Annotated in this window: 23 protein-coding genes; 14 read left to right on the plus strand and 9 right to left on the minus strand. The window is 52.1% G+C overall.

Going from position 1 to position 21583, the window contains the following annotated elements; translation table 11 throughout:
- Nucleotides 1-175: 175 nt before the first annotated feature.
- On the minus strand, nucleotides 176-1057 hold the full coding sequence (locus P3X23_RS07805; protein WP_300875057.1) for an inositol monophosphatase family protein: 882 nt from the start codon (nucleotides 1055-1057) through the stop codon (nucleotides 176-178).
- Nucleotides 1054-1587, minus strand: a complete 534-nt coding sequence (locus tag P3X23_RS07810) for a GIY-YIG nuclease family protein (RefSeq protein ID WP_300875060.1) — start codon at nucleotides 1585-1587, stop codon at nucleotides 1054-1056. Before P3X23_RS07810 ends, P3X23_RS07805 begins: the two co-directional genes overlap by 4 nt.
- A 256-nt stretch (nucleotides 1588-1843) precedes the next feature.
- Here P3X23_RS07810 and rodA point away from each other — a divergent pair, with 256 nt between their 5' ends.
- The 4 genes from rodA to P3X23_RS07830 all read left to right on the plus strand — a co-directional run bounded on the left by rodA (nucleotide 1844) and on the right by P3X23_RS07830 (nucleotide 4464).
- Entirely contained in the window at nucleotides 1844-3118 is a 1275-nt protein-coding gene (rodA, locus tag P3X23_RS07815; RefSeq protein ID WP_300875062.1) for a rod shape-determining protein RodA, read from the plus strand.
- A gap of 59 nt (nucleotides 3119-3177) precedes the next feature.
- A complete protein-coding gene (locus P3X23_RS07820; protein WP_298614792.1) occupies nucleotides 3178-3345 on the plus strand; it encodes a DUF3285 domain-containing protein in 168 nt (55 codons plus the stop codon).
- A 19-nt stretch (nucleotides 3346-3364) separates the two neighbouring features.
- Nucleotides 3365-3844 carry an rRNA maturation RNase YbeY gene (gene ybeY / locus P3X23_RS07825; protein WP_300875065.1) on the plus strand — a complete coding sequence of 160 codons (480 nt, stop codon included), beginning with the start codon at nucleotides 3365-3367 and terminating at the stop codon, nucleotides 3842-3844.
- A gap of 167 nt (nucleotides 3845-4011) precedes the next feature.
- On the plus strand, nucleotides 4012-4464 hold the full coding sequence (locus P3X23_RS07830) for a diacylglycerol kinase family protein (RefSeq protein ID WP_300875068.1): 453 nt from the start codon (nucleotides 4012-4014) through the stop codon (nucleotides 4462-4464).
- Nucleotides 4465-4489: 25 nt separating this feature from the next.
- Here P3X23_RS07830 and ychF read toward each other — a convergent pair whose 3' ends face one another.
- The 5 genes from ychF to P3X23_RS07855 form a co-directional block, all read right to left on the minus strand.
- Entirely contained in the window at nucleotides 4490-5581 is a 1092-nt protein-coding gene (gene ychF, locus P3X23_RS07835) for a redox-regulated ATPase YchF (RefSeq protein WP_300875071.1), read from the minus strand.
- 232 nt (nucleotides 5582-5813) lie between these two features.
- A complete protein-coding gene (gene glnA / locus P3X23_RS07840; RefSeq protein WP_300875073.1) occupies nucleotides 5814-7229 on the minus strand; it encodes a type I glutamate--ammonia ligase in 1416 nt (471 codons plus the stop codon).
- Nucleotides 7230-7339: 110 nt separating this feature from the next.
- Nucleotides 7340-7837, minus strand: a complete 498-nt coding sequence (locus P3X23_RS07845) for a DUF2085 domain-containing protein (RefSeq protein WP_300875076.1) — start codon at nucleotides 7835-7837, stop codon at nucleotides 7340-7342.
- 195 nt (nucleotides 7838-8032) lie between these two features.
- Complete coding sequence (locus tag P3X23_RS07850) at nucleotides 8033-9391, minus strand: glycosyltransferase family 1 protein (RefSeq protein ID WP_300875078.1); 1359 nt, start codon at nucleotides 9389-9391, stop codon at nucleotides 8033-8035.
- Between the two features lie 61 nt (nucleotides 9392-9452).
- The gene (locus P3X23_RS07855) at nucleotides 9453-10529 is read right to left on the minus strand and encodes a glycosyltransferase family 4 protein (protein ID WP_300875081.1); all 1077 of its coding nucleotides are present in this window, start codon (nucleotides 10527-10529) and stop codon (nucleotides 9453-9455) included.
- 342 nt (nucleotides 10530-10871) lie between these two features.
- On the opposite strand from P3X23_RS07855, the gene P3X23_RS07860 reads away from it, so the two are divergent.
- Genes P3X23_RS07860 through P3X23_RS07885 form a run of 6 tightly spaced genes read left to right on the plus strand, consistent with a single transcriptional unit; the run spans nucleotide 10872 to nucleotide 14014 of the window.
- Nucleotides 10872-11741, plus strand: a complete 870-nt coding sequence (locus tag P3X23_RS07860; RefSeq protein WP_300875083.1) for a branched-chain amino acid ABC transporter permease — start codon at nucleotides 10872-10874, stop codon at nucleotides 11739-11741.
- Nucleotides 11742-11763: 22 nt separating this feature from the next.
- The gene (rfaE2, locus tag P3X23_RS07865; RefSeq protein ID WP_367186557.1) at nucleotides 11764-12276 is read left to right on the plus strand and encodes a D-glycero-beta-D-manno-heptose 1-phosphate adenylyltransferase; all 513 of its coding nucleotides are present in this window, start codon (nucleotides 11764-11766) and stop codon (nucleotides 12274-12276) included.
- Complete coding sequence (locus P3X23_RS07870) at nucleotides 12252-12959, plus strand: GUN4 domain-containing protein (RefSeq protein WP_300875089.1); 708 nt, start codon at nucleotides 12252-12254, stop codon at nucleotides 12957-12959. The genes rfaE2 and P3X23_RS07870 overlap by 25 nt, the downstream gene beginning before the upstream one ends.
- Nucleotides 12960-12996: 37 nt before the next feature.
- Complete coding sequence (locus P3X23_RS07875; RefSeq protein ID WP_300875092.1) at nucleotides 12997-13392, plus strand: hypothetical protein; 396 nt, start codon at nucleotides 12997-12999, stop codon at nucleotides 13390-13392.
- Nucleotides 13393-13396: 4 nt separating this feature from the next.
- Nucleotides 13397-13675: a hypothetical protein gene (locus P3X23_RS07880; RefSeq protein WP_300875094.1), complete on the plus strand. Its 279-nt coding sequence runs from the start codon at nucleotides 13397-13399 to the stop codon at nucleotides 13673-13675.
- Nucleotides 13676-14014, plus strand: coding sequence for a hypothetical protein (locus P3X23_RS07885; protein WP_300875096.1), 339 nt, complete (start codon nucleotides 13676-13678; stop codon nucleotides 14012-14014).
- On the opposite strand, the gene P3X23_RS07890 is transcribed toward P3X23_RS07885, so the two are convergent.
- Complete coding sequence (locus P3X23_RS07890; RefSeq protein ID WP_300875098.1) at nucleotides 14006-14335, minus strand: carbon dioxide-concentrating mechanism protein CcmK; 330 nt, start codon at nucleotides 14333-14335, stop codon at nucleotides 14006-14008. The two genes, P3X23_RS07885 and P3X23_RS07890, sit on opposite strands and share 9 nt — an antisense overlap.
- A gap of 69 nt (nucleotides 14336-14404) precedes the next feature.
- Here P3X23_RS07890 and cofH point away from each other — a divergent pair, with 69 nt between their 5' ends.
- The 4 genes from cofH to leuB all read left to right on the plus strand — a co-directional run bounded on the left by cofH (nucleotide 14405) and on the right by leuB (nucleotide 19337).
- A complete protein-coding gene (gene cofH / locus P3X23_RS07895) occupies nucleotides 14405-15586 on the plus strand; it encodes a 7,8-didemethyl-8-hydroxy-5-deazariboflavin synthase subunit CofH (protein WP_300875100.1) in 1182 nt (393 codons plus the stop codon).
- Complete coding sequence (locus P3X23_RS07900; protein ID WP_300875102.1) at nucleotides 15583-17184, plus strand: DUF3352 domain-containing protein; 1602 nt, start codon at nucleotides 15583-15585, stop codon at nucleotides 17182-17184. The genes cofH and P3X23_RS07900 overlap by 4 nt, the downstream gene beginning before the upstream one ends.
- A gap of 86 nt (nucleotides 17185-17270) precedes the next feature.
- Nucleotides 17271-18185: a pentapeptide repeat-containing protein gene (locus P3X23_RS07905; RefSeq protein ID WP_300875104.1), complete on the plus strand. Its 915-nt coding sequence runs from the start codon at nucleotides 17271-17273 to the stop codon at nucleotides 18183-18185.
- Between the two features lie 66 nt (nucleotides 18186-18251).
- The gene (gene leuB / locus P3X23_RS07910) at nucleotides 18252-19337 is read left to right on the plus strand and encodes a 3-isopropylmalate dehydrogenase (protein ID WP_300875106.1); all 1086 of its coding nucleotides are present in this window, start codon (nucleotides 18252-18254) and stop codon (nucleotides 19335-19337) included.
- A 98-nt stretch (nucleotides 19338-19435) separates the two neighbouring features.
- Here the strand turns inward: leuB and P3X23_RS07915 are convergent, their stop codons facing one another.
- The gene (locus P3X23_RS07915) at nucleotides 19436-21328 is read right to left on the minus strand and encodes an argonaute PAZ domain-containing protein (protein ID WP_300875108.1); all 1893 of its coding nucleotides are present in this window, start codon (nucleotides 21326-21328) and stop codon (nucleotides 19436-19438) included.
- Nucleotides 21329-21583 lie beyond the last annotated feature (255 nt).

Here is a 21583-nt window from a genome sequence, read left to right on the forward strand (position 1 = left end):
ATCGCCTGTTTTTGTCGCTAGAAGAAAATCTGATTGGTTTGGGTCGTTGGCTTTTACAACAGTGGCAGCGCTGGCGGCACCCCTAGGGATCCTCAATCTAACCACCTGCGCCAACGCCCCATCGGGATACCTGCCGGCAGACTCCAGACCCACGATAGCCTATTGAAGGGGGACTCTAAGCAGAGCCAAAGGACAGTTGAACCGCCGTAATCGCCTCCACCAAGGGCGATTGCAAGGCAGCGACATACTCTGGCCAGCCGATGAGAATTGGTTGCTGGTGGGCAAGGGTCTCTCCCTGTAAACCGCTGGCATCAAAGCGCAGTGGATTCCCTTGCAAGTCCGTGCATACCAAACCTGCCGCCGTAGCTAAAGCCAAGGGAGCTGTGGTGTCCCAAAGCTTGACCCGCTGGTTCAAGTAGAGGTAGAGTCCCGCTCGTCCCAAAATCACTTCGATCACCTTAAGGCCAAAACTGCCTAGAAAGCGAAATTGAACTTGGGGCAACAGCCGATGAATCGCCTCACCGTAGGTGCGGTAGTCGCGATAGCCAATCATGATCGGGCAATGGTTTTCACTGGGGGAGCGCGGACAAACGGGTAACAGCGGGACAGGCGGCCCACCACTGCTCATCTGGAAGAGTCCCCAGTCTTTACCACCGTAGTAGAGATGATCCAGATTGGGGGCATAGATCCAACCCGCTACCGGGCTGTAGTACTCCAGTAATCCCACCATTAGGGCATAACCTTGGCGATGGTGAATCAGATCATCGGTGCCATCAAGGGGATCAATCAGCCAATAGCGATTTTTCAGTTCTTGAAACACCGCTTGGGAGGCGGCATTTTCTTCGCTGATGATGCCATCTTCAGGAAACCAAGCGCGAAATTTCTGACTCAGCAGCCGATCCAAGAAGCGATCAATACTAGTAACAAAATCTTGGCGTCCCTTTTCAATGACCTCAAAGGGTTGCTGTGCCAGTTGCCGTGCCCGCTGTCCTGCTTGGCGCAGGAGTTGATTGATTTGCCAGATTTGGCTAGCAGTCAGAGGCGGAGAAGTCGTCATTTGAGGTCTAGCCGTCCACTTTCTTTTAGTTTGGTGCCAAAGAGCAGTGGCTCCTGTAGCGATCGCTGCCGTAACTGTTCGAGAATGGCAGCTTTAACCCGCTGCGCCGCCTGTTTCAGCAGTTCTGACGGGGTCGGCGGATCGGCATTTGCCCATGCAGGGCGTTCGGCCGCAGTCATTTGCTTTTTGAGATCAATGGCATTTTCCCACTGGGGGCGATCGCAATCGTTACCTAAAGGCACGACTCCCAATTCCGCTATCCACCGTTGCTTCACCATTTCTAGCCAAGGGCGATCGGGACGTTCAAGGGCAATCGCCTTGTAGCCGTCACATTGGTGGGGAAAATGGACGAAGTGTTGTAGCAAACTCAATCGCACATTCCGAAAATAGCCGATATACTGCGCGTTGCCAGTGGCATCAAAGATGGCATCAAGAGCGATCGCCCCCTTGCGATCAGGCGCCACAGGACCTGAACCATCAGTATAGAAAGGGAGGGGCAGTTGAGCCAAAGTCGGCGCAGGAGGGGTCATGTTGGCAGTTAAACTTATCCTGGGGTGCTTTACCCTCAGTATGCCCTATCTGCGGCTCTGTGGCAGTGGTGGGGAGTTGACTCTGGGCACGTTGCCGCAGTGCTTGTGCTCAGCAGCAGGGAGACCAGCAGCCGCCCCAAAATTGCCCCCTTGACCAATGCTGTCACCACCGAACCATGGATCGACTCAGGATAAAATGGGAGTTTTGATCCAACCACTACTCCTGAAGCCTAGTGCAAACAAAGGATATTTGAGGATGTTTTGGACGACTCGGCTACGGCAACACCGCTGCTCTGCTTGGCTTTATCCATGGCGGGGGATCGATTGGGTACTTTTAATTGCGGTGTGGGTGATTACGCTGTTGGGGGCAGTGGCCATTCACAGTGCTGAACTGCACATTGGCGAAAAGGATGGCTTCCAACATCTGGCGATCGCTGGTATCGGGACAATTTTACTTTTTCTGCTAGCCCGCGTTCCAACCTCTGTCTTTCTCTCAGTGCACTGGTGGGTTTATGGCATGAGTTGTGCCCTCCTACTGGCTGTGAACCTATTTGGCGTTGAAGCCAATGGCGCCCGCAGCTGGCTGCCTATTGCTGGCTTTAACTTGCAGCCTTCAGAACTGACTAAAATCTCCATTATTCTCACCCAAGCTGCTCTCCTGCAGCGGGTTCCGGCCCATGGCCTCAACGGGATTCTACGAGTGTTTGCGGCAACGGTTTTGCCCCTAGGGTTGATCTTAGCTGAGCCTGATCTGGGGACTTCGCTAGTCTTTGGTGCAATTACTTTGGGGATGCTCTACTGGGCAAATGCCCCTTTGGGCTGGATTGTGCTCATGCTTTCCCCGTTGGTGGCGGCCATTCTCTTTGCCCTACCCCTGCCCTATGGACTCAACCTATGGCTTTGGTTTCTCTGGACATTGGCCATGGGGGTTGTGGCGTGGCAAAGTCTTCCCCTTGACTGGATTGGGGCGATCGGCGGCATTGTTCTCAATCTTGCGGGGGCAGGTCTGGGGCAATTGCTGTGGAGCGTTCTCAAGGACTACCAAAAAGATCGCCTCCTGATGTTCCTAGACCCCGATAAAGATCCCTTAGGGGCGGGCTATCACCTCATCCAGTCCCGCATTGCCATTGGGGCGGGTGGCCTCTGGGGGCGGGGGCTGTTTCAAGGTACGCAGACACAATTGGGGTTTATTCCTGAGCAGCACACGGACTTTATTTTTTCGGCCATCGGTGAGGAACTAGGCTTTTTGGGTGGCTTGCTGGTTTTAGGGCTGTTTTGGTTGATTGGCCTGCGGCTGTTGCAAATTGCCAATAGTGCCCGCGATGATTTTGGCTCGCTGTTGGCGATCGGCCTTTTCGCCATGTTGATGTTCCAAGTGGTGGTCAACATCGGCATGACAGTTAATTTGCTTCCTGTGACAGGTATTCCCCTCCCCTTCGTCAGCTATGGCCGTTCTGCGCTGTTGGCAACCTATATTGGTTTAGGGCTGGTGCAATCGGTGGCCAATCACCACCCGCGATCGCGCTACTAGGCCGAATTACTTTTTGTTAAAATTTGTTAAAACTAACATAGCCAAATCACGACAGTTCCATGAGCGAGTCCCCAGAATCCACATCCTCCCCTACCGAGCAGCCCAGTTATGTCAAATTGGCCATGCGAAACATGGTGCGCAAGGGGGGTAAATCCTTGACCCATTTTGCCCTCACCAGTATCGGTCTGTTGGCGTTGTTGGTGGGCTTGTCCTACCTCACCCGTTAGTAAGAACAAAGAAAAAACAATGACGGTTACCGTCTATTTGGAACTACACGCCCCCTCCCTGCCCTCTGAGGTGGCAGCGCTTCCTTGGAACCTGTGGTTTGGAACTTGGATCGGGATGGTTGAACCAAACGCAGGCAAGGAGTATGAGCTGACGCTGCGCTTGACAACCGACGCCGAACTTCAAGTTCTCAATCGTCAATATCGCGATCGCGACACCCCGACGGATGTCCTTGCCTTTGCGACGCGAGATCAGACCCTGCCCCTACCCTCTGAGGAACCTGAATATCTGGGTGACATTGTCATTTCTGCTGAAACCGCACAACGGCAAGCCACGGCGGGAAATTATCCCCTCTTGACGGAAGTGAGTTGGCTGGCTTGCCATGGCCTGCTACACCTATTGGGCTGGGATCATCCTGATGAAGCGCACCTGAACCGAATGCTAGTGCAGCAAGCTCGCTGCCTAGAAACCATCGGACTGACACCCCCTCTCCTCGACTAACTGAGAATCTTTGCTGCAAGATGTGCTTCAATAGGAAGCATTTACGGGTTGAGTTCTATGGCGTCTTTCCCCCTATCCCAAAGGAGGGATAAAAACTGGATAAATAGCTCAGCGACTGGGTAATTATTTTCGGTGTGATGGGTAAATTAGCAAATAACTGGAGTGTTATGATGCAGCAAACAATGACTGCCTGTGTCGAAAAGGTGGCAAAAACAGCACTAAGGCGACAGCACTCCCACCGCATAGCCTCTTCTTTATTGAAGAGTTTTCGTTATGCCTGGAGTGGCGTGGTTTATGCCTTTCAAACGCAGCGCAACTTCCGTATTCACACCGCAGTTGGCTTGAGCGCGATTGCCCTCAGTGGTTTGCTAAAACTGCCCCCCGTTGAAGTGGCAGTAATTTTCCTCACGATTGCTGTGGTAATGGGGTTAGAGCTGCTGAATACGGCTCTTGAAGCGGTGGTGGATCTCACCGTTGGCAAGGAATACCATGATCTTGCCCGTATTGCCAAAGATTGTGCCGCTGGTGCGGTTCTCCTCAGTGCAATTGCAGCAGTAGGGGTGGCGATGACCTTGATTGTGCCCCCCTTGGTTTACCCGATTGTGGGAACGTTACTATAGGTTGCGATTAAATTAAGAGGAATTGCTAAACATTAAAGCGGAAGAGCATCACATCCCCCTCCTGGACAACGTAGTCTTTGCCTTCACTGCGCACCAAGCCTCTTTCCTTGGCAACCGTCATGGATTGACAGGCCACTAGATCGTCATAGCTCACCGTTTCAGCGCGAATAAAGCCTCGCTCAAAATCACTGTGAATGACACCTGCGGCTTGGGGCGCTTTGGCACCAGCGGGAATCGTCCATGCACGGGTTTCCTTAGGACCTGTGGTAAAGAAGGTTTGCAGACCAAGGAGCCTATAGGTCGAGCGAATTAGCGATCGCAAGCCCCCTTCAGTGACACCAAGACTGGCGAGATACTCCGCGCGATCGCTCTCGGGTAAATCTACAAGTTCAGCCTCCACTTGAGCAGAGACAATCACCACCTCTGCCCCCTCCTGCTGAGCAATTTCCTGCACTGCCGCTGTCCATTTATTCCCAGTGGCCAGATCCTGCTCAGCAACATTGGCAGCATAGATTACCGGCTTACGGGTGAGCAATCCGAGAAAACGAATCGCGGCTTCTTCCTCCTCCGTGAGTTGACAGAGACGGGCAGGCTGTCCTTGATTGAGCACCTCAAGCAGCTTTTCCAAGGCAGTCAGTTCAATCTGTGCGTCTTTTTGCGATCGCGCCGCCTTGCGTGTGCGCTCTATACGTTTTTCAATTTGCGCCAAATCTGCCAGTGCAAGTTCCAAGTTAATGACTGCGATATCCTCCACAGGATTCACCCGTCCTGCCACGTGGACAATATCTTCATCCTCAAAGCAGCGCACCACGTGAACAATAGCATCCACTTCGCGAATATTGGCAAGAAACTGATTGCCCAATCCTTCCCCTTTGCTCGCTCCCTTGACCAAACCAGCAATGTCCACAAACTCTACCCGTGTCGGCACGATCTGCGCTGATTGGGAAATTTTTGCCAGTACCTCCAGCCGTTCATCGGGGACTGCCACCACCCCCACATTGGGTTCAATCGTGCAGAACGGAAAATTGGCTGCCTCCGCCTTGGCATTGGCCACAAGCGCATTAAACAGCGTTGATTTGCCCACATTCGGTAGGCCGACAATTCCCGCACGTAGCATCAGACCCTACAACCTCATTCTCAAGGGAAAACATTCCTAAAAAATAGCATCTAAGTATAGGAATGTTAATTTTTAGTAACATTCCAAATTATCAGAAATTCTAGCCCCAGGCAACTGCAAGTACACCCATATCCCGCGGAATGGAATCCGCAGAAAAAATAAAAGAGGCAACCCTTGATGAGTGCCTCTGGTGGTTATCTTTCTAAATGTAACGATCTAGCGGTTCATGTCCCTAGGCATCAAAGTAAAGGGTGAATTCATAGGGATGAGGACGCAGCGACATGGGAATCACTTCCGTATCCAGCTTGTACTGAATCCAGTTGAGGATAAAGTCTTCACTAAACACCCCTGTCGCTGTCAGGAAGCTATGATCCTTTTGCAGGTTTTCCAAAGCCGCCATCAGTGAACCGGGGGTCGAAGGAATCTTCGCCAGTTCCTCAGGGCTGAGATCGTAGATATCAACATCTAGGGGGCTACCCGGATCAATTTGATTCTTGATGCCATCGATACCAGCACACAGCATTGCCGCAAAAGCAAGGTAGGGATTACTGGTCGCATCGGGGCAACGGAACTCTAGGCGTTTGGCTTTTGGATTTTCGCCCGTGAGGGGAATCCGCACAGAGGCAGAGCGGTTGCCTTGGGAATAGGCAAGGTTCACGGGAGCTTCAAAGCCAGGAACCAGTCGTTTATAGGAGTTGGTTGTTGGGTTAGTAAAAGCTAGCAGCGCTGGAGCATGCTTGAGGATACCACCAATGTACCAGAGAGCAATTTGACTCAAATTGGCGTAGCCATCTCCCCAAAAGAGTGGTTGACCATCTTTCCAAATGGATTGGTGCGTGTGCATTCCCGAACCGTTATCGTTGAAGACGGGCTTGGGCATAAAGGTGGCTACTTTGCCGTGCTTGCGGGCAACATTCTTGACGCAGTATTTATAGGTCATCAGCCAGTCAGCCGCTTGAATGAGTGTGCCAAAGCGAAAGCCCAATTCACACTGACCGGCCGTGGCCACTTCGTGGTGATGTTTTTCAATCGGTACACCGCACTTGGCCATGGTTAAAAGCATTTCTGTGCGCAAGTCTTGGAGGGTGTCGGTGGGAGCGACGGGGAAATAGCCCTCCTTACCACGGATTTTGTAGCCGAGGTTACCCCCTTCTTCTTCGCGGCCAGTATTCCAACTTCCCTCAATGCTGTCAATGTAGTAGTAGCCCGATTTTTGATTTTGATCGTAGCGAACGTCATCAAAGATAAAGAATTCGGCTTCAGGACCAAAGTAAGCTGTATCGCCAATGCCTGTTGCCTTTAGATACTCAACGGCACGGATAGCAATGGAGCGCGGGCAGCGATCATAGAGTTCTCCGGTGCGCGGATCTTTGATGGTGCAAATCATGCTCAGGGTGGGTTCTTTCATGAAGGGATCTTCCCACGCCGTATTTGGATCCGGCACCATTACCATATCAGACTCGTTGATGGCTTTCCAACCACGAATACTAGAGCCATCAAAAGGCACACCCTCGGTAAATGAATGCTCGTCAATTTGACTCTTGTGCACTGTCAGGTGTTGCCACGTACCGGGCATGTCAGTAAATTTCAAGTCGATTAGCTCGTACTTGCTGTGGATCAAATCCAAGATTTCTTGGGGCGTTGCCATGTATAGATTACTCCTTACTGTATTGGGCGCACCGCAGCGACACTCTATGGTAGAAAGTTGCTTTAATTAGTTTTTGTATCGGAGGCTACCAAAATTTGGTTGTTTGCGCCCTAACGGGAGGTGGCAAGGCGCTGCTTGGGATATAGCAGGGGCATGATTAATAATCCCAAGCCCAATCCAGCGATCGCGCCAAAGGGAAAAACCACCCAATTGGAGTAGCTCCAAACGCCGTAGTGTTGCAATGCCCACTCTAAGGGATAAAAAAGCATCAACAGCGTTGCCACTAAAAAGCCCCTTAGACCATACTGTGGCAGCCAATACCATTCACAGCCGGTTGGGGAACGCTGAATCCACCAACGGGTCAGCAGAACCCCGCAAAGGGTGCCGTAGCAGCGCATGCACACCGCCATTTTCCAGGGCGGAGCTAGCATCAGACCCATATCTGGCTGTGGACACACATGATTGCCCATGGTGTAGATAATCTGGGCAATTTGCGGCAAGAAAAGAAAATTGCTGGCAGCCAAGAAGGGGGCAAAAAGGGGGCCTAAAACGAGAGCCGCCAGAACCACATCAGGCCAGAGGGGAGAAAGCGATCGCCACCGCAGCATTAGATGTTAGAAATGATACAGAACGATATATTAGCCCTTAAAATCTAACAAACTTTTACTGCAAGGACAATCCTCCTATTGGCAGAGCGGCAAGACCGACGTCATCCATCCACACAATCCCCACACCCTATAAAATAACGGTGAAAAATGGTGCTTTATCCTGCCTTCAGCCGCCCTACCGGTCGATTAAGAGTCTTAGGAGGCTAAGACCGCCTTGGTTACGGTTGTCAGTGAGGCTGTATTTTTGACGGTATCTAAGCGGGGTGAATTCCCCATGAGGGAGGCAGCAAAGAGTTGACGATAGAGCTGTCCCATCTGCAGGGCGATCGCCTCCCAGTTAAAGAGGGCTTGCACTCGCTCACGGCCATTTTCCCCAAGGGTACGTGCCCACACTGGATCGGCCAAGATGCGTTGAATGGCAGCGGCCAAGGCAGGTGCATCCTGAGGTGGCACTAGTAATCCTGTTTCCTCAGGAAGAACCGTGAATTGCAAACCGCCAACCGCAGAGGCAATCACCGGCGTCCCACAGGCCATTGCTTCAATGGCCACTAAGCCAAAGGGTTCATAGTAACTGGGCACAACACAGACATTGGCGGCACTGTAGTAAACAGCTAGACGCTCGTGGTCAATTTGGCCGACAAACGTCACGCGATCGCCCAAGTTGTAAGCCTGCACCAATCCTTCAATGCGTCGCCGTTCGGCACCATCACTGCGCTGGGGATTACTGCCCCCCACAAGCAGGAGACGTCCTTGGGGAACTTGAGCCATTGCTGTTACTAGTGTTTCAATCCCTTTGCGGCGATCAAAGCGCCCCACATAGAGAACAATTGGCTCCTCTGCAGACAGCTTCAGTTGCTCGCGGGCATTGGCCACGGGATAGAAAAGATTCAAATTCGTCCCACAGGGAATCAGACGTGTTTGCCCCGCCTGCGAGACCCAGCGTCGCAGGTAGGCTTCCTCTTGGGGACTGGTGACGATGACACAATCGGCATTTTCCAGAATCACTTTTTCCACCATCAGGCGGGTTTCATCCCGTTGAGCCTGCTCGGAAGCCACCTGATATTTCACTGCCCCCAAGGAGTGATACGTGTGCAGCCATTGGAAATTTAAATCCTGCCGCAACTGCCACCCCACCCAGCCCGAAAGCCAGTAATTGGTATGGATCAGGGGATAGCCATATTTGGCATGGTAGGCCTTAAAGGCTTCAACAAACTTCGGCAAAGTCTCAAAGAGCTTTTCCCGCGGAATATAGGTCACCGGCCCTGCCTTAAGGCGAATGGTGCGACAGTAGGGGCTGTGCTCAATAATATCGGGGTCATTGGGGTCAATTTTGCGAGTAAACATATCCACCTGCCATCCTGCCGCTGCCAAAGCTTCCCCCAGTTGCCGCACATAGACATTTTGACCCCCCGCAGATTCATGCCCCACCTCGGCGGCAGGATCGCCATGAACGGAAATTAGGGCAATGGGTTGCCGCGCTGGCACTTGTGGCTGCGGCGTGGCAAAGGCGCGCGGCAGAGTATTTTTGGCTGTACGTGTTGATAATCCTTGCATAAATACACCTTTTGAATAACGACTCCTAAGAAGCACTCGCAGCAAATACTGCTGCATTGGTCTAGCTAGCAATTAGTTCAAGTGTTCCCCGACGATGTCCATTTTGTACAAAGGCATCGGCAAGAACTATCTCATAGACGGCTTCATACTCACTCACCATCCGCTCGACACTGAACCGCTGCCAAACGTAGTCTCGACAGGCCATGCGATCCAATTGCGGCACTTGGGTCACAGCAGCAACACATTCTTCGACAGAGTGACAGAGGAAACCGGTTTTACCCTGTTCAATGACTTCGGGTGCTGCTCCCTTAGCGATCGCCACCACAGGTGTTCCTGCTGCCATAGATTCAATCATCACAAGGCCAAAGGGTTCTTGCCACGTAATGGGAAACAGCATGGCGATCGCCCCACCCAGAAGCGCATTCTTCGTTGGATGATTCGCTTCGCCAATGAACTGGATAAATTGGCCGTCAATGTGGGGTTCAATTAATTCCTTGAAGTAGTCGCGGTCCACCCGATCCACTTTGCCTGCCATTTTCAGAGGAATGCCCACCCGTTTGGCAATCTCAATGGCAAGATGTGGGCCTTTTTCAGGAGAGAGCCGTCCTAGGAAAGCCAGATAGGGAGGATCGCTCGGCTGGGGGTAAAAGCGATGGGTTTCAACAGCAATGGCGTTATAGACTGTGGCAATGTAGTTGAGATCTCCAAGTTGTCGCTGCGAATGGGAAATACTGACGTAGTTTTGATGGCGATATTGGGTGAAAATGCGTTCATTATCTGTCGTAAAGCGACCATGGAGCGTGTGAACAACGGGTGTTTTCACCAAGCTAGCATAGGGTAAAGCGGCGTAGCCTACATGGGAATGGATGACATCAAATTCATTGGCGCGACTAAAGACCTCTCCTAATTGAAGGGCTTCATAGACGGCATATTCCTGCACATTAGGATCGAGGCGAATGGCTTGGGGATAGGTAGAAACCAGTTTGGCTTGGGTCACCGAATCACCGCTGGCAAAGAGCGTAACCTCGTGCCCTCGCTTGACTAATTCTTCCGTAAGCAGACTCACCACCAACTCTACACCCCCATAGGCCGGCGGCGGTACCCGTTCCCACAGGGGAGCGATTTGAGCAATGCGCATACAAGTCTCCTCGAACAACACGGTTGGTCACCGCTGCCTTGTACTAATCGCGCGATTGACTCAAGCAGCATGGCTGCCTCAACGGTACGCAATTTGGCCGCAAAAGACCAAGGGGGTAAATCCCTACCTGAAACTTCGGGAATCCGTACTATTATTTGTTATTGTCGCTACATTTTGTTAGTTTAAGGTGTGATAAAATTTTGCGCTCGGACTTAAACCCTCTTGGGGAAGAGTCATTTTCCTAACGAGAGAAAAAGTATCGTGAAAATGTTCCTCTGATCGTTATTCTATGAACAGGCGTTGTCCATTTTGTGCTCTCTAAAATTCTAGTCGAAATTGTTCATGGATATTCAACTGATTCAACTTTTCGTTAATGGCTTGGCAGTGGGAAGTATTATTGCTCTTGCCGCCGTTGGTCTGACGCTCACGTTTGGGATTTTGCGTCTGCCTAACTTTGCCCATGGGGATTTGATGACCGCAGGAGCCTACCTCACATTGGCTGCCAATATGACAGGACTGGATATTTGGCTCTCAATGGCCATCGGGGGACTAGGAACGGCCGGGCTGATGCTTGTGAGTGAGAAGCTTGTGTGGCAGCCGATGCGCGATCGCCGCGCAACTTCAACGACGCTGATTATTATTTCTATTGGTCTTTCATTTCTGCTGCGCAATGGCGTGATTCTTATTTGGGGGAGCGAGAACCAAACCTACCGTTTGCCAGTGATGCCTGCCCTTGATGTTTGGGGTGTGAGAATTATCTACTCGAAGGTGATTGTGATGATTCTGGCGGTGATGGCAATTGCCACTGTGCATTTCATCCTCCAACGCACGAAAGTGGGCAAGGCGATGCGGGCGGTGGCCGATGATCTCGACTTGGCGCGGGTTTCGGGAATTGATGTCGAGTGGGTGGTGCTGTGCACCTGGCTTCTAGCAGGAGTGCTCACAGGTGTGTCCGGGGGTCTGTACGGCCTGATTACAGCAGTACGACCAAATATGGGTTGGTTTTTGATCTTGCCCCTCTTTGCCAGTGTGATTCTTGGCGGCATTGGCAATCCCTACGGAGCGATCGCTGGCGCCCTGATTATCGGTGTTGCTCAAGAGATGAGTACACTGCTTATTCCCTCTGAATACAAGCTAGCCGTTGCCTTGGGGATCATGATGGCCGTGCTCTTGGTGCGTCCCCAAGGACTATTTCGTGGCACACTCAGTTAGTCTTCCTAGGAGCGTTCCCCTGATTCCCTGTCTTTACACCGTTGACACTCTTGTTGCTGCAATTGGCGCCGCTCCCCAAGACTGGCGCCCCTTGGTGTTTACCAACGGCTGTTTTGATCTCATCCATGCCGGTCATGTGCGCTACCTAGCGGCCGCCCGTGCCCTTGGCAAGCGCCTAGTGGTGGGGTTAAATAGCGATCGCTCCGTGGCTGCCCTAAAGCCAAAACGGCCAATTATTCCCGAACAGCAGCGGGCAGAGGTGCTGGCTGGTTTACGATCAGTAGATGCAGTTGTGCTATTTAGCGATCGCACCGCCACCGCCCTGATTGAGGTACTCCAACCGGAGATCTACGTCAAGGGGGGTGACTATCAACTGGAGACCCTACCGGAGGCGGCAGCCGTCCAACGCTATGGGGGTCGCATTGAACTCATTCAAGTAGAGGTTCCCAGTTCAACGACGGCGATTGTCCAGCGCATTTTGGAGTTGTACGGGGAGGAGTCATTAGGCACATGGTCACCACAGAACCCGCCTTAGCCGATTTACGGCAGCAGTTGTACAACGGCAACGAAAAATCCCAACTGGCTGCCATGACCACCCTGAGTACGATGGGCAGTGAAGGCTATCAACTTCTGCAGGAGTTCCTGAGAGACAGTGCCAGTTTCTCTCCCCCGCCCGCCCTATGGGTGCGAGGCCAAGCCTATCGTCTTCTCTATCGCAGCCCTGAGGAAACAATTCATGGGTTTTTGCAACAGGACTATCCCCAAGGCGTCATTCCTCTACGCTCTGAGCGGGGGGTGGACTACCGGGAACTTGCTGAACTCCTAGTGGCTGAAAATTTTGAAGCCGCCGATCGCCTGACCAGCCAAAAGCTGTGTGAACTGGCAGGTCCAATGGCGCAAAAACGCCGCTGGCTCTATTTCACGGAGGTGGAGCAATTCCCAATTGTGGATTTGCAAACTATTGATCAACTGTGGCTTGCGTTTTCTCTGGGTCGCTTTGGCTATTCAGTGCAGCGGCAACTGTGGCTGGGCTGCGGGCAAAACTGGGATCGCCTCTGGGAGAAAATTGGCTGGCGGCAAGGTAAGCGTTGGCCGCGCTATCCCCATGAATTTATCTGGGATTTGAGTGCCCCTCGTGGCCATTTACCCCTGACAAATCAACTGCGGGGGGTACAGGTGATCAATGCCCTACTCAATCATCCGGCTTGGACAGCCTAGAATAGGGGTAGCAATCGCAGTAGTGGTAAGTGCAGGAATGGAGAAGAAGATTCCGCAACTAGTGATGGCGATCGCCCTTGGGGTGAGCCTCAGCGCTGCAGCCATTTCTCCCCAAGTGATGGCTCAAACCAGTGGCGGCCTATTGACCGCCGAGCAAATGAAAAAACTCCATCTCAGTGTTGAGCAAAAACAGGCTGTACTGCGGCTAACACTGCGCACCAACGATCGCATCCTCAAAATCTTGGATCGCGATCAACAGCGCATCTTTCGCAATGCCATCAAAGAGGGGAAACCCACGAGTGAGGCCATAAACGCAGTTGCCCTGCGGCCGGAGCAAAAAGCACAGCTTTCGAAGGTGACACAAGATGCCCGGGTCGAAATGCTGACCATTCTCACCCCCGAGCAAGTGAAGCAACTGCAAGGATCGCGCTAGGGTAATGAACGTTTTTGTCCTCTGCACTGGTCGCTGCGGTTCGGTCACGTTTGCCAAAGCTTGCACTTTCATCACCAATTTCAGCAGTGCCCATGAGTCACGGACATCCCTGCTGGGGGAAGCACGCTTGGCTTACCCCGATCGCCATATTGAAGTGGACAATCGCCTTTCTTGGTTTTTGGGGCGACTCGATCAAGCCTATGGCGATCGCGCTTACTACGTTCACCTGCGGCGGGATGACCTCAGTGTTGCCCACAGCTACCGCCAACGGTACGGCATCTAGATGATGAAAGCATACCGCGAGGGGATTTTGCTAAACTTACCAGCCAATGCTGACCCCTTAGAAGGGTGCTTGGACTATTGCCATACCGTCAACAGCAACATTGAACTCTTTCTGCGCGACAAAACCCACAAAATGACGATTGATTTAGCGGAGATTCAAACCGCTTTTCCTCCGTTCTGGGAATGGATGGGTGCTGAAGGGAATTTGGAGGCTGCCTTAGGCTGCTTTCAAACAAAGCATAACGCGGCTCACTTTATTCCAGCTACTGCCATTGATAACCTGCTACGGTCGGTGCGACGACTCCTACCTCAACCACCGATTCAAAACACTTCAAAGTAAGAAATCCTCAAGTGGCCGGCTAGGTGTGACAATTGGTAGGACGTGTTCCAAATTACCATCGGGACGGGCAATAATCTGATGGGAAATAACCACGTGGCCACTGAGCGATCGCGCCGCTCGAACTGCTGCATTCACGTCCGCCACCTCTCCTCGAATCACCACTGTCCAATAGCCTGCACCAATCCCCTCACAACTGACAAGGGTGACCTGAGCAGCTTTTACCAATGTATCGGCCACAGCAAGGGCTGCCGGGTACCCCAAGACTTGCACCATGCCCACCGCCTCTGCTGCCATCACAACTCCCCCTTCGATGTCTTCCATATTTTAGAAAAGGTCTGTCCTTAAGCTAAAGAAACAGTGACCTAATTTCCTCAAGATGGAGTAGATGCCATGCAGACCCTAGTGGCGATCGCCGAGCTGGAGGAGGTTCTAGCTAACAACGGCATTTCTGCCCAACAAGCCCTGACACTTTTGACAACCGCCCTTCCCTTAGCCGCAATCAGTGATCCTCAAGAACCATTGCCCCCCCTACTCAGGGCACTGCAAACCGCCAGCGATCGCTTGCGGCAGCAACTGGTGGGGGATACCGTCACCTATGTGATTAACCGCAACATCAACTTCACCAATATCTGTGAGCAACACTGCGGCTTTTGTGCCTTTCGTCGCGATGCCACCGCTGCCGATGCCTACTGGCTCGACATTGAGACGATTCTGGCCAAAATTGCGGATGCCGCGACCCAAGGGGTTACGGAAATCTGTATGCAGGGGGGACTCAATCCAGCCGCTAAGGAAGGCAGCTCTACGTTGCGCTATTACCAATCCCTCGTACGGGAAATTAAAACCGCCTTTCCTAGTATCCATCTCCACGCCTTTTCGCCCCAAGAGATTCAATTTATTGCCCGTGAAGACGGCCTTTCCTATGCCCAAGTGATTGACGTTCTGCACCAGGCCGGGGTGGACTCCATGCCCGGTACGGCTGCGGAAGTGTTAGTGGATCGGGTGCGCTCAAAAATTTGTCCTGAGAAAATTAACACCGCCACTTGGCTTGAGATTGTGGAAACAGCCCATCGCTTGGGGGTATGGACAACCAGCACCATGCTCTGCGGCCACATTGAAACACCAGCGGATCAGGTGGCTCACCTCCAACGCCTACAGCAACTTCAGCAAAATGCTTTAGAACAAAACTATCCCGCCCGCATTACGGAGTTTATTCTTCTGCCCTACGTCGGGGAACTTGCTCCCAAGGCAATGCGACAATGGGTAGGACACCTCCAGCCACAGCTATTACCGACATTGGTACTGACGGCAGTGGCGCGGTTATTTTTGGGACCTTGGATTGTCAACCACCAGCCCAGTTGGGTCAAACTTGGCCTAGAGGGGGCAACCATGGCACTGGATTGGGGCTGTAATGATTTGGGGGGAACGCTGATGGAAGAACATATCACTTCAGTGGCTGGAGCACGGGGAGGAACAGGAGTTAGCCCAGCCAATCTTGTGGCAGCAATTCGCTCCTTAGGGCGAACCCCGCGTCAGCGCACTACACTGTACGAACTTGTTGGAGAGCCTCAATGACCATTGAATCTCAGCCCTCAGTTCAGTCTGTCCGTCGGTTCCGCCCCTGGTTTGGGGGTGGCGTAGCAGTTGTCATTGTCGGCGCAGCCGCCGCAGCCGGGGTCTTTCTATGGCAACGCTTCAGTCAACGTCCGATTGCACCTGGAATGGCGATCGCCCCCCCAACAGCCTTGCTGACCCTCACCCTGCCCACCGATCCCAAGCCTTGGGAAGCCCTTGCCAAAAGTGGCTTATTGCAAACCCAACCTTGGTTAAATCCCTCCTATGCGCCTTTGTCGCCGACGGGGGTCAATCTTGAGCAGCTAGATTACCTCAAGGATGTGCGTCCCTTCATTGGCGACCAGGCTACCTTAGTACTTTTGCCCATGACGCCAGAATCGCTTCGGGAATCGCCGCTGCCCCCCTATGCTTGGATTGTGCCGACGCTAAATCTCCCCATGGGGGAGCAACTCCTGCAAAGTGTTATTGGCGAACCCATCACAGAAATCAATGGCGTCAAAATCTTCAAGGCCAAGGGGATCCTCCCTGACCCCGATAGGGGTGCGATCGCCCTCCTCAAGCATGCAGACAAAGCCTACATTGTCTGGAGTCAGCATCAAAGTGCCCTGCAGCAGGTGATTGCCACTGCCCAAGGCAACAGCGGCATTGCCCGCCAGCCCACCTACCAACAGGCAGTAAAAGGGCTATCTGACCCTCGTCCGCTGGTGGAACTCTATTTGAACTTGCCTGCCTTTTTAGCAAGTCAGATGGCTGCCCCTGAGGGAACCCTGCCAAAACCGCCCCAGGACCTGCAGGGGATGGTGCTCACAGCCGACATGACCCCTGAGCAAATTGAGTTGGAAGCAGTAACTTGGCGATCACAGCAGAATCAACCCCTTGTCAGTGAAGGCCGAAGCCGTGAGCTGACTCGTCTGGTTCCTGAGACCACCCTCGCCTTTTACAGCACTGGCTCCTTTAGAAATTTATGGCAAAATACCCCTGCTGCTCTCCGAGAAACCATTGTGAGCACCGTTAAAGATCTCACAGGACTGGATTGGCAACAGGCCTTTGTGCCTTGGATGGATGGTGAATTTGCCGCTGCTTTTGTGCCCATGGCTGCGCTGGGAAATGCTCCTAGCTTGCTCTTTCTAACTCAGACCAGCAATCGCTCTCAAGCCAGCCAAGCCCTAAGTCAGCTAGATACCCAAATTCGCGATCGCCTGCGCTGGCAAGTCCAACAAAGAACAAACGATCCCCAACCCCTTACCACGTGGCGCATTCCCCCCGGCCTCCCTGTAGGACAGCATGGTTGGCTCAATAACAATACCTTTTTTTTAACATTGGGGCCTCTGACGGATATGAGTCGCCCCCCTGAGCGCTCCCTGGCTGACTCTCCCCTCTACCGGGCTGTGCTTCCCGATCCTAAAGGCACACAGTTCTACCTAAATTTGAGTGATCTAGGCCCATTGCAAAACAACTTGCTCTTGCCACAACTGGCTCCTGAAGTGGCGCGATCGCTCCAGCCCTTTCTTGCTTTAGGCATCACTAGTGATGTGCGGGATAATCAATTTACCCACTACATTGCTCGAATTCGCCTAAAATCAATCTCATTACCGTAAATTCGGTCAAAATTGAGGGAATTCTCAACTATCAACTCGGGTATGCGATCTAAGGAAGTGACTCACTTACTGTGGAAGCAGATGTTTTGCTGAAACGATATCACGTTGGCGATCGCGATTTCGCAGGAATACATTTGCGCCGTGCTAACCTGAGTCGGTGTATTTTAACAGGCATTGACCTTTCCCGTGCTGACCTTACGGATGCTGCTTTACAAAGTACCAACCTGCAAGGCGCTGATTTACGAGGGGCAATTCTCACAGGCGTCAATCTCAGTCAAGCAGATCTGCGGGGGGCTGATCTACGGGGCGTGATTTTAATCAGCGCCGATCTGCGCTGGGTGTCTCTGCGCGAGGCTAACTTAACGGGAGCAGATTTGACCCGTGCCAACCTTGCCAATGCTGATCTCAGTGAGGCCAACCTCACTGGTGCCCAACTTAGTGAAGCAATTTTACGGGATGCCAATCTGACACTCACGGATCTCACCCTTGCCGAGCTAGAGCGTGCCAACCTGAGCCGTGCCAACTTAACTGAAGCCTACCTGCGGGGTGCCGATCTCGCAGATGCGGTTTTGCGGGAAAGTCAACTTGTACAGGCCAATTTACGCGGTGCCAATCTCAGTGCCACCAATTTGCAACAGGCTAACCTAGAGCGGGCGATTCTCATCGGGGCGAATTTGCGCCGTGCCCGCCTAGAGGAAGCCAATCTCCGTGAGGTGGCTTTCAAAGAAGCCAATTTACGCCATGCCTGTTTGGACAAAGCCAACCTTGTGGGTGCCGATTTACGGGGGGTGAGCCTTGCCCAAGCACTATTGCGGGGAGCGGATCTGAGTTCAGCGATTCTCATTGGTGCCAACTTAATGGGGGCAAATCTCAGTGGTGCCGACTTGCGGGGAGCCAATCTTATTGAAGCAATTCTCACAGGCGCCAGTCTCAATGGGGTTGATCTCAGTGCTGTGGATATGAGGGAGGCGATTCTGCCGGATGGCTATCTCGCGGATTGAGTTCAATAGGTCACTTAGGTCACTACCACTGGTGTAGAGTAAAAGATCGGTGATTTTGAGACAGGCATGGCAACCACATATCGCATTGCGGTTTTGGCCGGGGATGGCATTGGTCCAGAAATTACAGCTGTTGCCCTCGATGTGCTACAGGCGATCGCCCCCCGCTTTGACTTGGAGTTTGACTTTTTGCCTGCCCTTGTGGGTGGCTCTGCCATTGATGCAGTGGGGGAACCGCTGCCAGCAGCAACCCTGACCACCTGCCGCCAAAGCGATGCCGTCCTTTTAGCGGCCATTGGCGGCACCCAGTGGGACACTTTGCCCCGCCATCTGCGGCCAGAAACTGGCCTGCTTGCCCTCCGCGCTGGTCTGGGGCTATTTGCCAACTTACGCCCCGCCAAAATCTTTCCCCAACTTGTGCATGCCTCTTCCCTCAAGCCAGAAGTCATTGCCGGCGTGGATCTCATGGTAGTGCGCGAACTCACTGGCGGCATTTACTTTGGTCAACCGCGAGGAATCTTCACCACCGAAACGGGTGAGCAGCGGGGGGTAAACACCATGGCCTACACCGCAAGCGAGATTGATCGCATTGGGCGGGTGGCCTTTGAAACGGCACGCCAGCGGCGGCGACAACTGTGCTCAGTGGATAAGGCCAATGTTCTCGAAGTTTCCCAATTGTGGCGCGATCGCCTGAGTGCCTTGAGTACTGAGTATCCCGATGTAGAGCTAACGCACCTTTACGTGGACAATGCCGCCATGCAGCTAGTGCGCGCTCCAAAACAATTTGACACAATTGTCACTAGCAACCTATTTGGAGATATTCTCTCCGACATTGCGGCAATGCTCACAGGGAGTATTGGTATGCTGCCCTCGGCCAGTCTTGGGGAATCCGGTCCCGGTCTGTTTGAACCAGTTCATGGCTCTGCCCCAGATATTGCCGGTCAAGATAAGGCCAATCCTTTGGCAATGGTGCTGAGTGCGGCAATGATGCTGCGTTACGGCCTGAACCAGCCAGCGGCAGCGCAAGCAATTGAGGAAGCAATCACTGCCGTTTTGGATCAGGGTTATCGCACCGCCGATCTCATGGCGGAGGGCTGTAAACTGGTGGGCTGTCGGGAAATGGGTGACCTCTTAATTCGACAATTGTCTCAGTAGGTGAACCAAGTAACGTTCACACGTGGAAATCGATTTCAGGATGGGGAACTGCTGCTTCCCTGTGACCTTGAGTTCGCAGGTAGAGACACCTGCGGTTATTAAACCGCGATTAATTTATTGCGATCTATCGAGTCTAGGAGACTAAAGTTTTTAATGCGGGCAAACTCTTGACTGTGGAGGTGAGCCAAATGCAAAACCCAAGGTAGGCGGGCATGGCTAAAGGCACTTGCTGGATGGAGCTGAGCCAAATGATAGGTTTGTACTGCCAGTAAATCAAGGGGAGTGTCCCCATACTCGTGAATAACCTGCAGCGGGCGGGCACTTCCTAGTTCTAGTTTATCTGTCTTCCTTTTGATGGGCTCACTACTCACGAGAATAAAAGATCGTTCTTCAGGCTCGAAAATTACTGTTCCCTTGGGGGCAGCCGCATAGTTGTTACCCTGAGCAACCCGCCCTGCCCCCGTTTTGCGCACGCTGAGAATGTCAACCTGAATGTTTTTCTTCTCCAGTGCCTGAATTGTACTTTCAAACTCTTCCTTCCATACCAAGCCATCGCGCAATAGAAGAACTTTCTTTGGATCGCATTTCTTGTGTTTCTGAAACTTACCTACAAGTTTGAGAACGATTTGCTTAATGGCTTCGCCGCTGATTTTTTCACCCCGCTGCGCGATGGGCAGTTCCCAGCCCAAAGACTGGCCATTGGCAAGTATGGCAAAAGCGGAGGTACCAAAGAACAGGGAGCGATCCGTACCTGCATCAAAACCAATAATTAGCTCTGCCACTGCTAAATCTTGGCGTAGCTGAAGGTAAACAGGTTGCCACTTCGCTTTACACAGCAGTCCCAAAATAATATTCCATACCTTGCTGTTGTTCATGTTTTCAGGTGTAAAAAATTGGGTGGCAATGCCTGCTCCTAGGGCTTCTTCACGGATGCGTTGTTTTTCTAAGGAGTAAGGCATCATCACCAACGCTGTGCGGATATCGCTACCGCTGCCCCCCTCAGCCCAATCGCGCCAAAGTTGTTGCCGTTCAAGCTCACTCGTAGGAAGTCCTTGGCATGGCGAGGGCAATTGCAGCGGGATAAGTTGGAGGGTTTTTCCATGGATTTTGCCCAACTTATCTAGACACTCCTTAATTAGGGGAGGACAGTCGGGCTGTGTTGGATCGAGGTTGAGAAAGCCAAAGGTCTCTTCCCCCACCTGAGCGCAGCCCTTTTTGAAAATCTCATTCACCCCTTTTACAATCTGCCCATCCTTGGCGAGAAAAACAGCACTGGGCAACTGATAGCCTGTTTTCTGCACTGGTCCTTGGGGAGGTGCTACCTTATAGTGTTCCTTGCAAAGATATTCCACAACACCTTGAACAGCTTCTAGCCGGTCTTTGACAGGAATGCGAATTTTTTGGAACACCTCATCAACAGCCCTTTGTAATTTGGTATCCCCAGTAGTTCTCAGTTCACTGAGGATTTCTAGAGTGACACTGGGGGTAAGCCGACAGGAGAGATGGGGCACTTCCTTATCGTTTCTACTGTTTCTCCTGCGGACATACACCACTTGAGACTTGGTAATTTCGTCTTCTTTTGCACCTTGATCACGGTGATACTCCGCTAGGGTTTTGTTGCATCCCGCAACAAATATTGAGTCTGGTGACGCTTCAGGATCTAAGCGCACATATTCCCAACGGAGCAATTGATTATCTTTTGTTCGATAGGTATTGGACAGCCAAGAAAAGGGCAGATGAGGATATTTCTCAAGCCATTGTTGGAAATTCCACGGAGTATGAAAATGGTACTGGCAGTCTACTTCAAGGTAGAGATTGGCAGCGGCATCCACTCTAACGTCACAACAGAGACCCTTAAACACTTGCCAACCCTCACGTTGAATTTCTGGATCGCTTTTTTTCAGGAGCAGAATACTATTGTCAGTTCCCTTTTGGACATCGTAATTTTTGGAATTGCGGGCACTTGATTCTAGAACTTTTCGCAAGCGCAATCGCTGAATGCTTTCAAGTGCTTTTCGCTGGTTAGGTTCAGCACAGTCTAGAATTATCTCTTGTGGAGATCCTAGATTAACTAATTTCCAGGTATCTCCTTCAAGTTTTGAGGCGTCCTCAACCAGCTCCTGAATAAGAATAGAGTTTCCCCAGGGGATCGCCACTTTCCCCTTGCTGTATAACAAGTCACGGCACATCCGGTTGACTGCTTTTGCTTCTTGGCCAATATCAGGATATTCTTTCCACTCATAGGT

This window comes from Thermosynechococcus sp. Uc, assembly GCF_029335995.1.
GTDB lineage: Bacteria > Cyanobacteriota > Cyanobacteriia > Thermosynechococcales > Thermosynechococcaceae > Thermosynechococcus.